The organism is Hyphococcus formosus, assembly GCF_046736345.1.
Lineage (GTDB): Bacteria > Pseudomonadota > Alphaproteobacteria > Caulobacterales > Parvularculaceae > Hyphococcus > Hyphococcus formosus.
On sequence record NZ_CP157210.1, the window covers coordinates 1,524,801 to 1,539,830 of the forward strand.

General features: G+C 52.5%; 14 protein-coding genes. 2 read left to right on the top strand and 12 right to left on the bottom strand.

The features are described 5' to 3' along the window. Positions 1-16: 16 nt before the first annotated feature. The gene (locus ABFZ83_RS06925) at positions 17-991 is read right to left on the bottom strand and encodes a DUF3137 domain-containing protein (protein WP_411818708.1); all 975 of its coding nucleotides are present in this window, start codon (positions 989-991) and stop codon (positions 17-19) included. A gap of 207 nt (positions 992-1,198) precedes the next feature. Here ABFZ83_RS06925 and ABFZ83_RS06930 point away from each other — a divergent pair, with 207 nt between their 5' ends. After that, positions 1,199-4,708 (top strand): response regulator, encoded by a 3,510-nt coding sequence (locus ABFZ83_RS06930; protein ID WP_411818709.1) that lies wholly within the window; start codon positions 1,199-1,201, stop codon positions 4,706-4,708. Here ABFZ83_RS06930 and ABFZ83_RS06935 read toward each other — a convergent pair. Beyond that, positions 4,705-6,531, bottom strand: coding sequence for an ABCB family ABC transporter ATP-binding protein/permease (locus tag ABFZ83_RS06935; RefSeq protein ID WP_411818710.1), 1,827 nt, complete (start codon positions 6,529-6,531; stop codon positions 4,705-4,707). The genes ABFZ83_RS06930 and ABFZ83_RS06935 overlap by 4 nt on opposite strands. Positions 6,532-6,705: 174 nt before the next feature. On the opposite strand from ABFZ83_RS06935, the gene ABFZ83_RS06940 reads away from it, so the two are divergent. Then, positions 6,706-7,083, top strand: coding sequence for a PilZ domain-containing protein (locus tag ABFZ83_RS06940; protein WP_411818711.1), 378 nt, complete (start codon positions 6,706-6,708; stop codon positions 7,081-7,083). On the opposite strand, the gene mmsB is transcribed toward ABFZ83_RS06940, so the two are convergent. The 10 genes from mmsB to ABFZ83_RS06990 all read right to left on the bottom strand — a co-directional run bounded on the left by mmsB (position 7,080) and on the right by ABFZ83_RS06990 (position 14,795). Then, positions 7,080-7,970, bottom strand: coding sequence for a 3-hydroxyisobutyrate dehydrogenase (gene mmsB, locus ABFZ83_RS06945; RefSeq protein ID WP_411818712.1), 891 nt, complete (start codon positions 7,968-7,970; stop codon positions 7,080-7,082). The genes ABFZ83_RS06940 and mmsB overlap by 4 nt on opposite strands. 22 nt (positions 7,971-7,992) lie before the next feature. Next, entirely contained in the window at positions 7,993-8,409 is a 417-nt protein-coding gene (locus tag ABFZ83_RS06950; protein WP_411818713.1) for an EVE domain-containing protein, read from the bottom strand. A 13-nt stretch (positions 8,410-8,422) separates the two neighbouring features. Then, positions 8,423-9,481, bottom strand: coding sequence for an enoyl-CoA hydratase/isomerase family protein (locus ABFZ83_RS06955; RefSeq protein ID WP_411818714.1), 1,059 nt, complete (start codon positions 9,479-9,481; stop codon positions 8,423-8,425). Beyond that, the gene (locus ABFZ83_RS06960) at positions 9,471-9,734 is read right to left on the bottom strand and encodes a hypothetical protein (protein WP_411818715.1); all 264 of its coding nucleotides are present in this window, start codon (positions 9,732-9,734) and stop codon (positions 9,471-9,473) included. The genes ABFZ83_RS06955 and ABFZ83_RS06960 overlap by 11 nt, the downstream gene beginning before the upstream one ends. An 11-nt stretch (positions 9,735-9,745) precedes the next feature. After that, the gene (locus ABFZ83_RS06965; protein ID WP_411818716.1) at positions 9,746-10,894 is read right to left on the bottom strand and encodes an isobutyryl-CoA dehydrogenase; all 1,149 of its coding nucleotides are present in this window, start codon (positions 10,892-10,894) and stop codon (positions 9,746-9,748) included. 4 nt (positions 10,895-10,898) lie between these two features. Continuing rightward, complete coding sequence (locus tag ABFZ83_RS06970; RefSeq protein WP_411818717.1) at positions 10,899-11,540, bottom strand: DedA family protein; 642 nt, start codon at positions 11,538-11,540, stop codon at positions 10,899-10,901. Positions 11,541-11,581: 41 nt separating this feature from the next. Then, on the bottom strand, positions 11,582-12,007 hold the full coding sequence (locus ABFZ83_RS06975; RefSeq protein WP_411818718.1) for a GFA family protein: 426 nt from the start codon (positions 12,005-12,007) through the stop codon (positions 11,582-11,584). Positions 12,008-12,009: 2 nt separating this feature from the next. Next, complete coding sequence (locus tag ABFZ83_RS06980) at positions 12,010-13,506, bottom strand: CoA-acylating methylmalonate-semialdehyde dehydrogenase (RefSeq protein ID WP_411818719.1); 1,497 nt, start codon at positions 13,504-13,506, stop codon at positions 12,010-12,012. A gap of 195 nt (positions 13,507-13,701) precedes the next feature. Next, entirely contained in the window at positions 13,702-14,205 is a 504-nt protein-coding gene (locus tag ABFZ83_RS06985) for a hypothetical protein (protein WP_411818720.1), read from the bottom strand. Positions 14,206-14,342: 137 nt separating this feature from the next. After that, a complete protein-coding gene (locus tag ABFZ83_RS06990) occupies positions 14,343-14,795 on the bottom strand; it encodes a hypothetical protein (RefSeq protein WP_411818721.1) in 453 nt (150 codons plus the stop codon). Positions 14,796-15,030: the final 235 nt, after the last annotated feature.

Below are 15,030 nucleotides of genomic sequence, written 5' to 3' on the forward strand. Positions count from 1 at the left end.
AATTGTTTCCGCAACGCTATTTCCCGCGAATAGCATCAACCGAAAAAGCTCCATCAAGACGGCCGTCGACGCGTTTTAAAAGAACGTCCATCAAGTCGAAGATCAAATCAAATTCCTTCAGGATTTTCTCGACGCGCTCCGGCCCGGCAAGCGGTTTGAACATCGAACCCATATTCAGCTTGTCACCCGTTTTCATCGCAATATAGAGCTTCCCGCCAGTAAACGCCGCACAAAGCTCTGCGCCATCAAAGAGGCGATTGAGCTCCTCAAAGCGCTCAAGCACCAGCGGGTCTAAAAGCTCCCTCGCCTCAACTTGATCCGTAGACCATGCTTCGAAGATTTTTTCGAATTTGGGTGATGTAATTCCGACTTGCTGAAAGTTTTTACCCGGCTTGCCAAAACGATTGAAAATACCAACATCGCGTTTGATCACCGTTTCACCGAGAAAGCGTTTTTTATAATCGATAACGAGCAATTGACCGTGAAAAACAGTTCTGGTGCTGCTGTTTTTGCCTGATGATTTATATTTTAGATGCGCTTCGCAAAAAACAAAATCAGCGCCATTTCGCGCCCCCGTGACCTCATCTTCCCAGCTTTGACGATTATAACTCGGCAATAGCTTTAGCCGATCATAGACCGCGCAATAATCCGGGCGGCTCATTTTCTGTCTATAATCGAATTGTAATTGCCCACAAACCCGTTCGAGCAACCCATTGGTGATATCTGCGCTCGTATGGGCCAGCCGCCACCCACAGGCGACAAAACCAAGGACCAGGATAATCCCGGCAACCATGATATTGTCGTCGCCAAAGGGAAGCTTCAAAAATGCAGCCGGGGCCAGAACCGCAACCCCAATGGCGATCAGCCCCACATGCATGACGGCCTGCTGGCGCGCATCTTCTTTGGATTTGAGAAATGGCAGGATCTCGGTTTCGTAATAGCTTGGAAATCCCGAAAATTCTTCTCGCGAAGATGGCAAAGCAATTGTCATTTTGTCCCCTCAGCTCGTCGAAAAGTGCGCAGTGCGCGCACATTAAATCGATAATAGGAAAGTCTTAACCAATCTTACCAATTTGATCACGCTAATGACGGTGTGCGCCAAAATTTTCCCCCGGTATTTTTTCGCAATCGTCCTAATTACACTTGCTATTAACTAAGATTTTTCATGCTCCATGTCTGAAAGTGGAGCAGAATACCGATGAAGAGGTTATCGCGGCAATTCGAGCGCTGGTTTAGCGCCGCCGACCAATTTGCACCTGAAATCGTTGTTGATAGACAATTGCGCGAACTGAAGCAGCAGCTTCCGCGTGAAATGATTGGCGTCGCAGTATGTTGCGTCCTCGTCTATTTCCGATTTGTGCAGGAAGCCCCGGTCTTTGTAATTACCTGTATCGGCCTACTGATCGCAGTCGTCGCCTTTGGCGCATATCGCTGGGCGTTTCTCGATATCGACTCGATGGACGCGCCGAAAAAGCGAAAGACACTGAATTCTGTCATTTCGCTCGTTTACTGCCTCTGTGCGCAGAACATCGTCAGCACGATTTATCTTTATCGCTTCGCCGATAACCAAGGGGTTATTCTGCTTGCTTTGCTGGCGCTTATCGTTGGCGTCGGTACGTCAATGGCCATCGCCGCCCTACGACGGAAATCAAGTATCCCTCTTATCATTTGCACGGTTCCCCCCGCAATTTGGATGATGATCACCGGCGATTCAACGATCATTACCATCGCCGTCATGATGATCACCGCATCGATCGTGATGCATTATTACAATACGCGAAATGGCAACGCCCTGCGCGAACTATCCTTGCACCAACAACGGAGCCAAGACATCGCCGCGCGCTCGAAACAACGCTTCCGCGATTATATCGCCTCAGCGTCGGATTGGGCCTGGGAGATAAACAGCGAACGAAAACTGGTTTATATCTCGCCCAGCTTTGAAAAAGTAACGGGCATCCCGACCGACCAAGTCATCAAGAAAAACTTTCTCCGCGCCGGTAATGCCGGGGACAATCTCGCCAACCGCGCAGACGAACGGCTCACGGAATTTCTGGAAAACGAACAACCGTTAAAAGATTTTCTCTATGACATCGAAGCTGCCGACGGGCGGATCATTAGCGTCTCAACCACGGCGTTACCGCAATATAATCGAGAAGGCGAGTTTACGGGCTATATCGGCTGGTCAAAAGATGTAACCCGTCAAGTAGACGCGGAGCGACTGTTGCGCGAGAGCGAGCAACGTTACCGTGACTTTTCTGAAAGCGCCGGTGATTGGACGTGGGAATGCGACGCAGACCTCAAGGTCACTTTTATCTCGGAGCGCGCGAACGAAGTATTGGGCGTCGATCATAGCGAATTTATTGGCAGTTACATCGCTGACGACACCTATATCGAACCTGCGGACAATTGGGACGAATATCAGGCAGCCTTGAAAGAAAAACGTTCCTTTTCGCGGGTCGTTTCGAAAGTCACGATCCCAGAAAAAGAAACGTCCTATTGGCTCGAGTCGGCTGGGGTTCCTATTCGTGATGCGAAGGGCAATTTCACCGGTTATCGCGGCGTCGCACGAAATGTGACCGAGCGCATCGAGGCACGCGCGGCTGCGGCACGCGCCCTCACAAAACTTGAAGAAATAAATTCTAACCTCGAAGAGACTGTCCGTCAGCGCACGCAGGACATCAAAGAAAAGTCTGAGCTTCTTCGCGAAGTGCTGGAATCAATGGCCCAGGGTCTTTTGGTGCTTGACGAGAATTTCTGCGTTATCGCCCGCAATGAAAAAGCGTGGCAGATGGCTGAATCAACACCCGAGCATTGGGATATTGGTGTCAGTGTTCGCGATCTGTTGGCGTACGGTATTAGTAACTCTATGTATGACTACGAAACCGTTGAGGACTATCTCGAAAGTTGCGCCGAAGCATTGGATCAAGGGGATGAGTTCCGCGCGACGCGCCGTCAAGGCAATGGCATCATAATCGAAGAAAGTACGAGACGCCGTCCCGACGGTGGCTATGTGGTCACCTATCGCGATATCACCGAAGCGCAACAGCGCGAGGATGAACTTCGCGCTCTGTCAGAAGAATTGAGCGAATCAAAAGAAGCGGCGGAAGCGGCCAACCGCGCAAAGTCAGAATTCCTTGCCAATATGAGCCACGAAATCCGTACGCCAATGAATGGCGTGATCGGCATGGCGTCCTTGTTGTTGAATTCTGACCTCACCCCGAAACAAGCGGACATGGCAAAAGTCATCGTCAGCTCAGGTGACGCCCTATTGAAGATTATCAACGATATTCTCGATTTCTCTCGGCTTGAGGCCGGGAAACTCCGCCTGTTGCGAGAGTCGTTTAATCTGCGCGAATGTGTTGAAGACGTCGCAACATTGTTATCGCTTCCGGTCGAAGAGAAGAATCTCGAACTTCTGGTTCGTTTCCATCCCGGCCTTGACCGTGTTTACATTGGTGATCCGGGCCGGCTTCGTCAGGTCGTAACCAATCTTCTAGGCAATGCGGTCAAGTTCACAGAGAAAGGTCACATTGTCATTGATGTATCCGGTCATCGCCGCGGTGAAATCTGTGACCTCAAAATTTCGGTCTCTGACACTGGTTGCGGTATTCCGCAAAGCAAGCTCGACGCAATTTTTGAAGAGTTTGAACAGGTCGATGGCTCCTCCGCTCGTAAACATAATGGTGCAGGTCTTGGGCTTGCGATCAGTAAGCGAATGATCGAGGCCATGGGCGGTAATATCGTTGCTGAAAGTACGGTCGGTAAGGGATCAACCTTCTGTATCCATGTGCCGCTTGCCGTTGACGAAAGTATGACCAAGCATCGCCCGCAAACCAAGAACTCATTCGATGGAATGTACGCATTGGTCGTGGATGATAATGAACTTAACCGCACAATCCTGAAGGAACAGCTCGGGTCGTGGGGCCTCAAGAGTGACCTCGCGGAAAACGCGGACGAAGCGCTCGACCTTTTAAGAAAGGCGGCAAGTGCGAACACCCCCTACGCGCTCGCAATTCTTGATTACCAAATGCCCGGTGCCGATGGCGTCGAACTTGCGCAGACCATCAAGAGCGATCAAGCCATCGCGGCTACGCCCCTTATCTTGTTAACGTCGGCGGGCCGCAAAGGTGATCCCGGTGGACTGATGGGTGATTTGTTCTCTGCCTATCTTGTGAAGCCTGCACGCTCGTCGATGTTGTTCGATTCTATTCTTACGGCTGTGAATGACGGTGCGGTTGCTACGCTTCGCTCGAAAACCGCGAAATTAGCGGAAAGCAAGCCGTCTCTATGTCCGTTTACAGAAGATGGCCGTCCGCTGAAGGTTCTGGTTGCCGAAGACAATATCGTCAATCAGATGGTGATAAAGGCGATGCTCGAAGAATTGAAATGTGATGTTGATCTGGCGTCGAATGGCCTGATCGCGGTCGAGAAATTCACAGAAGAGCAACCGGATATCGTTTTGATGGACATGTCCATGCCGGAAATGGATGGCGTCGAGGCCACAGGCGAGATTCTGAAAATTCAGAATGATCTCGGTGTCAGCGTTCCAATTATTGGTGTCACGGCCCATGCCATGCGCGAAGACCGCAAACGCTGCCTCGATGCAGGGATGAATGATTACACGCCCAAGCCGGTCAAGCGTGAAGCGCTGCGTGAAGTGATTGGCAAATGGACGATTGATCAGAACCAACGGGTGAAAAAGGCCTAAGCCTCGGCGAAGGCCGCAACATCGATTTGTTCGCCGGTCTGTCGCTGCCACAAAGAGGCATAGACACCATTTTTGGCTAGCAATTGATTGTGATTGCCGCGCTCAACAATTTTTCCTTGATCAAGCACGAGGATGATATCTGCACTCGCGATCGTGGAGAGACGGTGCGCGACAGCCACAGTCGTTCTGCCTTTCGCCGCTTCTTTCAGCGCGGTCTGCACGTCCAGTTCGGTTGTTGAATCGAGCGATGAAGTCGCCTCATCCAAAATTAGAATGGGTGGGTTTAGCAAAATGGCACGCGCTACACCGACCCTTTGTTTTTCACCGCCTGAAAGCTTTAGCCCGCGTTCTCCCACCGGCGTATCGAGGCCATTGGGCAGGCTTTCAATGAAGGGACCAAGCTGTGCCCGCCTCGCCGCTTCCATGATTTCTTCATCGCTAGCATCAAGTCGTGCGTAACCTAGGTTGAAGCGCAAGCTGTCATTGAACAGCACCACTTCCTGAGGCACCAAGCCCAAATTTGCGCGAAGCGAAGATTGCGTGACTTCTGCGATGTCCCGCCCGTCTATAAGGATGCGGCCTGACGCCGGATCGTAAAACCGGAATAGCAACTTCAAGATCGTCGATTTACCTGCGCCCGAAGGGCCAACCACACCGATCATCGCGCCAGCCGGCGCATCGAAACTGACATCGTCAATTCCGTTATCACGCCCCTCATGGGCGAAGCTCACATTTTCAAACGAGATCGCACCGCCACGCGGCGAAAATGTCTTCGCACCCGGTACATCCGTCACTTCGGGTTTACGGTCCATCAGTGCAAAGAGCTTTTCAATATCGACGGTGCCCTGTTTGATTTCGCGCCACGCCCATCCAAGAATATTGAGCGGACGATAGATATTCGCGAGCATCAAAATGATCGCAGTTACGTCACCAACCTGCATCGTGCCATTCACTGCGCCGACGCCTGCCAAGATCGCAACGGCCAGCAAACCGCCGGTCATGATAAATTCCTGCCCTGCATTCAGGACAGAAAGCGACTGCATGACTTTTACATATTCGCGGTTATAGGTCTTGGTTGCATCGTCAAAACGCCCGGCTTCACGATTTTCCGCCGCGAATGATTTCACCGTTTCAAAATTCGACAATGTATCAAGTGCGATACCGCGCAATTGCGTATCTGCATGATTGAGCGCGCGGCGCTGTTTGTTGCGCCACTCGGTGATCAGGATCGTATAGATCGCATAGATGCCCACCGTAATGATGGCCGCGAGTGAAAATTGCAGACCATATAAAACCGCGAGCACAATCGCAGCAAAGGCCAATTCAACCAATGTCGGTCCAATATTGAAGGCCAAAAACCGAAATAGATATTCAAGCGCACCGGCACCGCGTTCGATTATTCGGTGCAGCGCGCCAGACCGGCGGGTGACATGAAATTGCAGATCGAGATATTGCGCATGACGAAAGGCATCGACCGCCACAACCCGCGAGGCATCTTGGGTGACGGCGGCAAAAAATCCATCACGCAAAGCCGGTAGTGCATTAGCCGCAAATCGTGCACCAGCAAACAACACGAAGAATAAAACGAATGAAATTCCCGCACCCGTCCTATTTCCGTCGACAAGCCTGTTCACGCCCTCACCCATGAATACAGGCGCGACAACCGCGAGCCCTTTGGCGCAAACGGTGATCAGAAATGCGAGAGCGATTCGAAACCGCCATTTCCGAAGTTCCGGGTGGAACAGCATCCGAAACATTCTGGTTATCGACTGGCCAAAAGGCACAGGGTCAATATTAATCTCTTGTTCAGATTCTGGCGGCATGGGCCGCTAGATGGGGGCAAAATACTGCAAATACTAGTCCCACAATTGGAAATAATCGCCCATAGGGATGGTCCGCTAATGAATTCGAAAGGTGCCTGTTAATAATAATAGGGGTTTAACAAGCTGCGGTCACGCGCATGAACCCTTTATGCCGCGTATACGTAAGGCGACTGAATGGCGAAGAAGGATAAAGCACGGATAGCGAATCGGCTTGCTGCGATTTCAAGCGCTGCGCCGACGATATCTGATGGTCGTATCCCGCCCCCCAAACGACGGGGGCCGCCTCAGCGCGAGCCGCGCGAACCCGTGTTTAGACCGGGCGTCCTATTCGTATCACGCTCCCACCAGGTCCGCTGTGTCATTAGAAACCTGAGCACGAGCGGTGCCTACCTTCATGTCGAAGGCGAGCACCCGCTTCCACCTATTGTTGTCCTCAAATTTTTACAGACAGGCACCGTTAAAAAGTCGCGCGTGATCTGGCAAAATGAGACCGAGGTCGGATTGCAATTCCTGGACGACAAAAACCCTGATGAGGACAGCGCTGATTCCTAGAGCGATCCTTTGATCAATTTCATGACACCCGAGAAATCGAGATTGTCTTTGCCTGCCGCTTCCATCAACGCATAGATCGCCTCTGACTGGGCCCCAAGCGGCGTTGATGCTTTCGCTTTGTGCGCCGCCTCTTGCGCGAGGCGCATATCTTTCAACATCATCGCCGCGGCAAAGCCCGGCTGGTAATCCTTGTTTGAGGGTGCGTTCGGCACCGGCCCCGGCGCAGGACAATAGCTCGTCATCGACCATGATTGCCCGGAGGCCGTGGACGAGATATCGAAAAAGGTTTGGGCATCAAGCCCGAGTTTTTCCGCCAGGTTAAATGCCTCGCAGGTTGCGATCATCGAAATGCCCAACAACATGTTGTTACAGATTTTCGCGACCTGTCCGTTGCCCGCATCGCCCGCATGGAAGATGTTCTTACCCATTTTCTCAAGGACCGGCTTTGCGCGCTCAAAGGCATCGCTTTCACCGCCCACCATAAAGGTCAGTGTACCTGCCGTCGCCGCCGCGACCCCGCCGGAGACCGGCGCATCAACCATCGCGAAACCTTTATCGGTCGCGGCGCTGATCACTGCGCGTGCGCTATCAACATCAATCGTCGATGAGTCTATGAAAAGCGCGCCCTCTTTTGCATTGGCCAGCACACCATAATTATCGAGATAGACAGAACGGACATGCTGCCCCGCGGGCAACATGGAAACAACGACATCGGCGTCTTTGACCACATCGGCGACGCTATCCCCACGCTTGCACCCGGCTTCTACGGCACGGTCAAGCGCCGCGATCGAGAGATCCGTCGCAGTGACATCAAAACCCGCCTTGGCCAGGTTCGCGGCCATTGGCCCGCCCATATTTCCAAGTCCGATAAACCCAATTTTCGTCATGACCGTTTCCTTTAGACCCTGATTATTTAAGTCCGCCCATTTTTCGGACGTGTTTCCATTCCGCCGCCGTCACCGGTTGAACCGATAGGCGGAAATTCCGTACAAGAACCATTTCGGCAAGTTTCTCTTCGGCTTTTATATCGGCGAGCGTGACCGGTTTTGGCAGATCCTCGACCGCAACCACATCGACCACCAACCACCGCTCATCATCGGTTGTCGGGTCCTGATAAGCTTCCTTGGTGACTTTGACGACACCAACGACCCGCTTCTCGCCGCCAGTGTGATAGAAAAAAGCGAGATCACCTTTTTTCATTTCACGGATGAAATTTCGCGCCTGTGCGTTGCGAACGCCCGTCCACGGCTCGCCTTTTTTGCCTTTGGCGACTTGCTCGGCCCAACTCCAATCGTCAGGTTCGGTTTTTATAAGCCAGTAAGCCATCACCTGCTCCCCGTTACGGCAAAATCAACTCTGCGTCGCCAAGTTCATTGAAATAATAGGTGATGTCTTCGTCGGTGATCGCATCGAGCGATTCCGGGTCCCATTTCGGGTTGCGATCCTTATCAAGGATTTGCGCGCGCACTCCCTCGAAAAAGTCTTTACCCTCCATGATCCGCCGAACGACGCGGAACTCCATTTTCATGTTCTCGTCAAAATCGAGCGCACCACCGCGCTTCATCTGTTCAAATGTAATTCGCATTGATGTGGGCGACATGCGCGAAAGAATTTTGAGCGTATCATTGGCAAAATCGCTATCGTCCTTTTCAAGGGCCATCATAAGATCGTCGAACGTTTCCTTACCGCTGAATAGGCGTTTTATATCGGCGCGAATATCATTGATCGGTGCATGGCCCGGATCGCCGGCGAAACGGTCAAGCACCGCCTCGATATCGGCATGGGTTTGCTCGCTAAGCGGTGCCCCTAAAAGCGCTGTTTCGAGCGCTTCATATTGATCATGCGCCGTATAATGGGTCGCGATACCCGCAGCCATACAATCCGCCGCTTTGGCGCGCGCACCCGTCAGCGCATAATAAAGGCCAACGTCATCATGTAATCGCGGCATGAAATGCCCGCCGCCAACATCAGGAAACAAGCCAATGCCCGTTTCCGGCATAGCGAACATCGTCGAATCGCCGGCAACCCTAAAATCACCGTGTACGGATATTCCGACGCCGCCGCCCATGGTAATTCCGTCGATCAACGCGACATAGGGTTTTGGATAGTGATAGATCAGTGAATTATTGCGATATTCTTCGCGAAAGAATTCCGCAGCATGGGCCGGGTCATCTTTTGCGGTGTCGTGAAGCCAGCGAATGTCACCGCCAGCGCAAAAAGCCCGCTCGCCCGCGCCGCGCACCAATACCGCCCGGACCGATTTGTCGCTTGCCCACTGCATGAGTTGCGCACGCATGGCCTTGACCATATCCCAATCAAGCGCATTCAACGCTTTTTCGTTTTGCAGGGTGACAACACCCCAATCGCCGGTTTTCTCGAATTTGATTTTATCTGTCATTGGTTTTCTTCTTTCCGATCAGATAGACAAAGGAAAAGGCGATCAATAAAGCGCCGAAATAGAGAAATCCGGTGGCTTGCGGAATGTCGCCCGACGCGATCCGCTGGAGCGTTTCCATCATGATCGACATCGCTCCGCCAACGCTTTGTGTCGCCTCAAGTTCCGCAGCGATTTGAACAAACGCGGCGATATAGGAATATCCGATTGCGCCGCAACCCGCGAGGAAAATGAGAATGGCAACCACAATGCGCATGGCAATTTTTCCTAGGCTTGATACTCCTTGAGGAGATCGCGCGCGACGATCACGCGCATGATTTCGTTCGCCCCTTCGAGGATTTGATGAACGCGCACATCACGCAACATGCGCTCTAACGGGTAGTCTTTCAAATATCCGTATCCGCCATGAATCTGTAGCGCCTCATTGACGATGTTAAACCCAATATCCGTCACGAAACGTTTGGCCATAGCGCAATGGCGCGTGGCGTCGGGCGTTTTTTGATCCAGCTTCCACGCCGCCTGATAAAGCATGACCCGCGCAGCCTCTAGCTCCGTCGCCATATCCGCAAGCTTGAACTGAAGCGCCTGTTGCTGGTTAAGCGGCTTGCCAAAAGCTTTACGCTCATTCGCATAATCGAGCGCAGCCTTTAATGCGGCGCTGGCAGTCCCCAATGAGCAGGCTGCGATATTCAATCGTCCGCCATCAAGGCCCATCATGGCGAATTTAAAGCCCTCGCCTTCTTCGCCGACACGGTTGCTCACTGGAATGCGGCAGTCTTCGAAAGTGACAATGGCCGTGGGCTGAGCATTCCAGCCCATTTTCTTTTCATTCGCGCCGAAGGATAGCCCAGGCGTATCTTTCTCGACGAGCACCGTTGATATGCCTTTCGGCCCATCACCGCCGGTGCGGACCATCACCACATAAAGGTCGGAGACACCTGCGCCGGAGATAAACGCTTTTGAGCCATTGAGGACATATTCATCACCGTCGCGCACGGCTTTGGTTTTAAGCGCCGCCGCGTCCGATCCCGACCCCGGCTCCGTCAGGCAATAACTGGCGATCATTTCCATTGAGGTTAGCTTCGGGCAATATTTCTGGCGAAGCTCTTCGGAAGCGAAACGGTCAATCATCCACGAACACATATTGTGGATTGAGATATAAGCCGCTGTTGCGGTACAGCCTGACGATAAAGCCTCGAAAATCAACGCAGCATCAAGCCGACCCAAGCCGGAACCACCCACATCGTCGCGCGTATAAATCCCTGCAAGGCCAAGCTCAGCAGATTTCTTGATGACATCTACCGGGAAATGTTTCTCTTCGTCCCATTTCGCCGCGTTGGGAGCCAGTTCATCAGCCGCGAAACGCTGAGCCATTTCCTGAATAGCGGATTGTTCGTCACTAAGTGCGAAATCCATCGACTTACTCCTCGTCTTTTTTCTTTGCTTTGGGGTCGACCAATGGTGTCCCCTCAAAGCCCGGCATATCCGGCATCGGGTGATCAAACTCGTCGGTCATGGGCGTCATCGGCCCTTCATGTTTATTGACGTGGTTTAGCCAGCGAACAAGAATATACACTGCCAGCACCACGATAGCGATTACCGGTAGCCACACCTTTGCCTTTTCGCCGGCAATCATCCCAACCGAATGAAACAAACCAAACAAAATCGCCACATAAAGCGCGGCCGTTAATGTCAGTGTCAGGATATATTTCGGATAATAGGCCTTAAAGAAGCCCGCAGCAATATAGGTCGGGATGCGTGTTCCCGGTACGAAGCGCGCCGTCAGCATGGTCTGATAGAACTCTTTACGGATCAGATCGCCGGCGATCGAAACCCCGGGCTTTTCCGCAAATCGGTGTGCCCAATCATATCGGCGCGCCAATCGGCCCATCCAGTATTTCCACGCATCAGACCCGACAAGACCCGCGAGGATAACAATAACAATCGCTGATGTGGGTGCGGCTCCTGCGAGGGATGCGGTTGCCGCAAAAATGACCGCGCCGTCTTCTTGGATAAATGGCGAGAAAAATATTATTGCAAACAGCACCCAACTATTCATCACCGAAATGTCTAAACTCTCCAAACCGAGCAAACTCTTTCCCCTCAATATGTCTCTTTTTGCGGCAGGCCATCATTGATGGTGTAGTAGTCGCCTTTATCCGCAACGAAAATATGCTCGGAAAGGGAAATACCGCTCGTATCGTCTATAGCACCCATAGCAATTGCAATTCGGTCTTTATAGTCTTCGAGCTTTTCACCGTGCCAGAAAAGCGCCGAACCGCAATTTTTGCAAAAGCCCCTACGGGCATAGTCAGACGAGGCAAACCAACCAAGCTGGTCCTCGCCTGACGTAAATTTCAACGTCGCATAGGGCGCGATGATTGATGCCCAGAAATGACCGCTCCAACTTCGGCACTGACCGCAATGACACGCATGGGCGTGATCATCGTCCAGACCGAACTCGAAAGCTATTTTCCCGCACATGCATTTGCCTGTGCGGGCTTTCTGTTTTTCCGGTGCATCCGTCATAATCAACCCATTGTTGGAATGACAAACTCAGATCCCTGAATATCATCCGGCCAGCGCTGTGTGACCGTTTTGATTTTCGTCCAGAACTTGACCCCTTCGGTGCCATATTGATTGGTGTCACCGAAACCGGAGCGCTTCCAGCCGCCGAAGGTATGATATGAAACCGGAACCGGGATCGGCACGTTAACGCCGACCATGCCGACATTGACCTTCGCAACGAAATCACGAGCGGCCGCACCAGAACGCGTGAAGATCGCCACACCATTTCCGTATTGGTGTTGGGATGGCAGCGCTGTTGCTTCTTCGAAATTCTTCGCACGCGCAATCTGGAGAACCGGGCCGAAGATCTCATCCTGATAGGATTTGTGTTCCGGCTTTGCGTGATCGAGCAACGTCCCGCCCATGAAGAAGCCGTTCTCATAGCCTTGCAGCGAGAAGTCACGACCATCGACAACAAGCTCCTGCCCTTCGTCAATTGCCATTTGAATATAGCTGGCGACCCGGTCGCGATGCGCCGCAGAAACCAGCGGGCCCAGATCCGAATCTTCGGAAAGTGATGGGCCAATCCGCAGGCTTTCGACCTTTGGCTTTAGCATGGAGATCAGCTTGTCAGCGGTATCGTCACCGACCGGCACAGCGACCGGCGTCGCCATACAGCGCTCGCCCGCGGAGCCGTAAGCGGACCCAAGGATCTGATTGACGACATTTTCCATATCCGCATCCGGCAGGATGACCATATGGTTCTTTGCGCCACCGAAGGCCTGAACGCGTTTCCCCTTCGCCGCGCCATTTGAATAAATATATTGGGCAATATCAGACGACCCAACAAAGCTGATCGCTTTGATGCGCGGCTCATCGATGATCGCATCCACCGCATCTTTATCGCCATTGACGACATTCAATACGCCTGCGGGTGCGCCGGCTTCCATCATCAGCTCAGCAAGGCGAAGCGGCACCGATGGATCTTTTTCCGACGGCTTGACGATGAATGTATTGCCGCAAGCAATTGCGACGCCAAACATCCACATCGGGATCATTGCCGGGAAGTTGAACGGCGTAATACCAGCGCACACACCAAGCGGTTGGCGCATGGAATAAACGTCGATGTCTGGTCCGGCTGACTCTGTATATTCGCCCTTTTGAAGATGCGGGATACCGCAAGCAAATTCGATCACTTCAAGACCGCGCTGCACGTCACCACGCGAGTCCGGAAGAATTTTGCCGTGCTCAGACGAGAGCAGCTTGGCGAGATTATCCATGTCCTTTTCGACAAGCTCTTTGAATTTGAACATCACCCGCGCGCGCCGTTGCGGGTTCATCGCAGACCATGCCGGAAACGCTTTTTCAGCGGCATCCACGGCTTTGCTCATTTCCGATTGCGTTGCCAAGCTTACCTTTGCCTGAACCTCGCCTGTTGTCGGATTGAAAACATCATGAAGCCGACCGCTCTCGCCTGCTACATGTTCTCCGTTGATAAAATGTCCGAAAGTCGCTGACATGCTGAAATTCCTCGCCAATTGCGCGACACGTACCCCCAGGGAGAATCATGCACGCCGGTTAAATATTGGCGCAAACCTAGTCGTAGCGAAGGCTGCTCGCAAGTGAGTGTAATCACGCACATTCCGCTTAGCCGAGATACAAGTTAGGCCAAAAATATCGTAGATTTCGGCGGAAACCTGCGTGCGCCGGGAATGCTAGTCTACAAGGTGCAGATTTGGCGCTGCTGGCTGGATGGCGACGCGCCCACTTGCCGCACCAACCACATGGGTAATATTGGTTCCGTTCTCGGCCAATGGTGCTGTGACGACGCGAAACAGCAATTGCCGCCCGTCACATAAGGTGAGTTCGTCATCTCGAAAATGCGGTGCCTCTGTCGCCACCGCCGCATTGATGTCGGCGGTTGCCTTGTCGAGCACCGTCATCGTCCAATCATTCTCACCGCGCAAATGCACATCCGACAAGCGCGCAAGGCGCTCGCCCATAAAGGTGAAATAGGGAAAGCCGATACTCCGGTGAATGTCGACAACAAACATCCAGTCGATGTCTGGTCCCAAACCAGTCTCTTTCATCGCCGCCCAGCTCGGAAATTGTCCGCGTGCAGATCGTGCCCAAACATCAACCATGCGCCGGGTCAGACGCCGGTCCGTTGACGGCACCGCCAATTCACTTCCAAAAAGATTTGCGACATCACTAAGCATAATTATTCCAATGAAAATCGTGGTTTTTCAGCGGTAATGTGAACCCTAGGACAGATTTGTAAGCTGAGAATTTTTCCCGGCTGGAGAATTTGCCTAAAATTTTGCTGTCCCCATAAGGAACTAAGCCCCAAGCGGGACTAAAGCCCTTTCCCTCGGGCAGCGCCAAAAATGTGGCTTACGTCGATGCCGTTTTCTGAAATCGGCAAGAGGATGCTGCGAAACGCAATGCGGCGGCCATCATCAAGCCGTTTCACTTCGCTGAATTCGACCGGTGCCCGGGTCAGGGTCGCTTCATCCATCTTGACCATTGCCGCATCGAGCAGCGTTTTTTCGCGGCGCGCATCATTCATTGGATACAGGCTGGAATAGCGGGCCAATTCTTCGCCCATAAAAACAAAATACGGCAAAATATCCGAAAGGCGCATATCAACCGCAAAGCAGAAATCCCGATCTGGTCCGAGATTGAGGCTTTCGACCTCGCGTAATGAGGGAAGCCGGTCACGCGCAATCCGCAAATATTGATTGCGCACACGTTCGGTTAGTCGCCGTTCCGTGACCCGTACCGGTGCTTCCTTAACTTCTAATTTCATTTGGCCCGCCCTCTTCACCGCTCAACTATCGAGCGCAACAAAACCCTAATCACACCCAGATAAACGAGTGGTTTTTGCGATGGCGTCACTTTGTCCAAAATTTGAAGCATTTTTCCCCTTTGTCCCGGTCGGTGGATGTCGCTAAAGGGTAACGAAATGGGGTGACGCTCGCTCCGAGCACCACTATAAGAACGGCCAACGCTTACAAAGAAGGGGTTTCCACATGGGTCCAGGT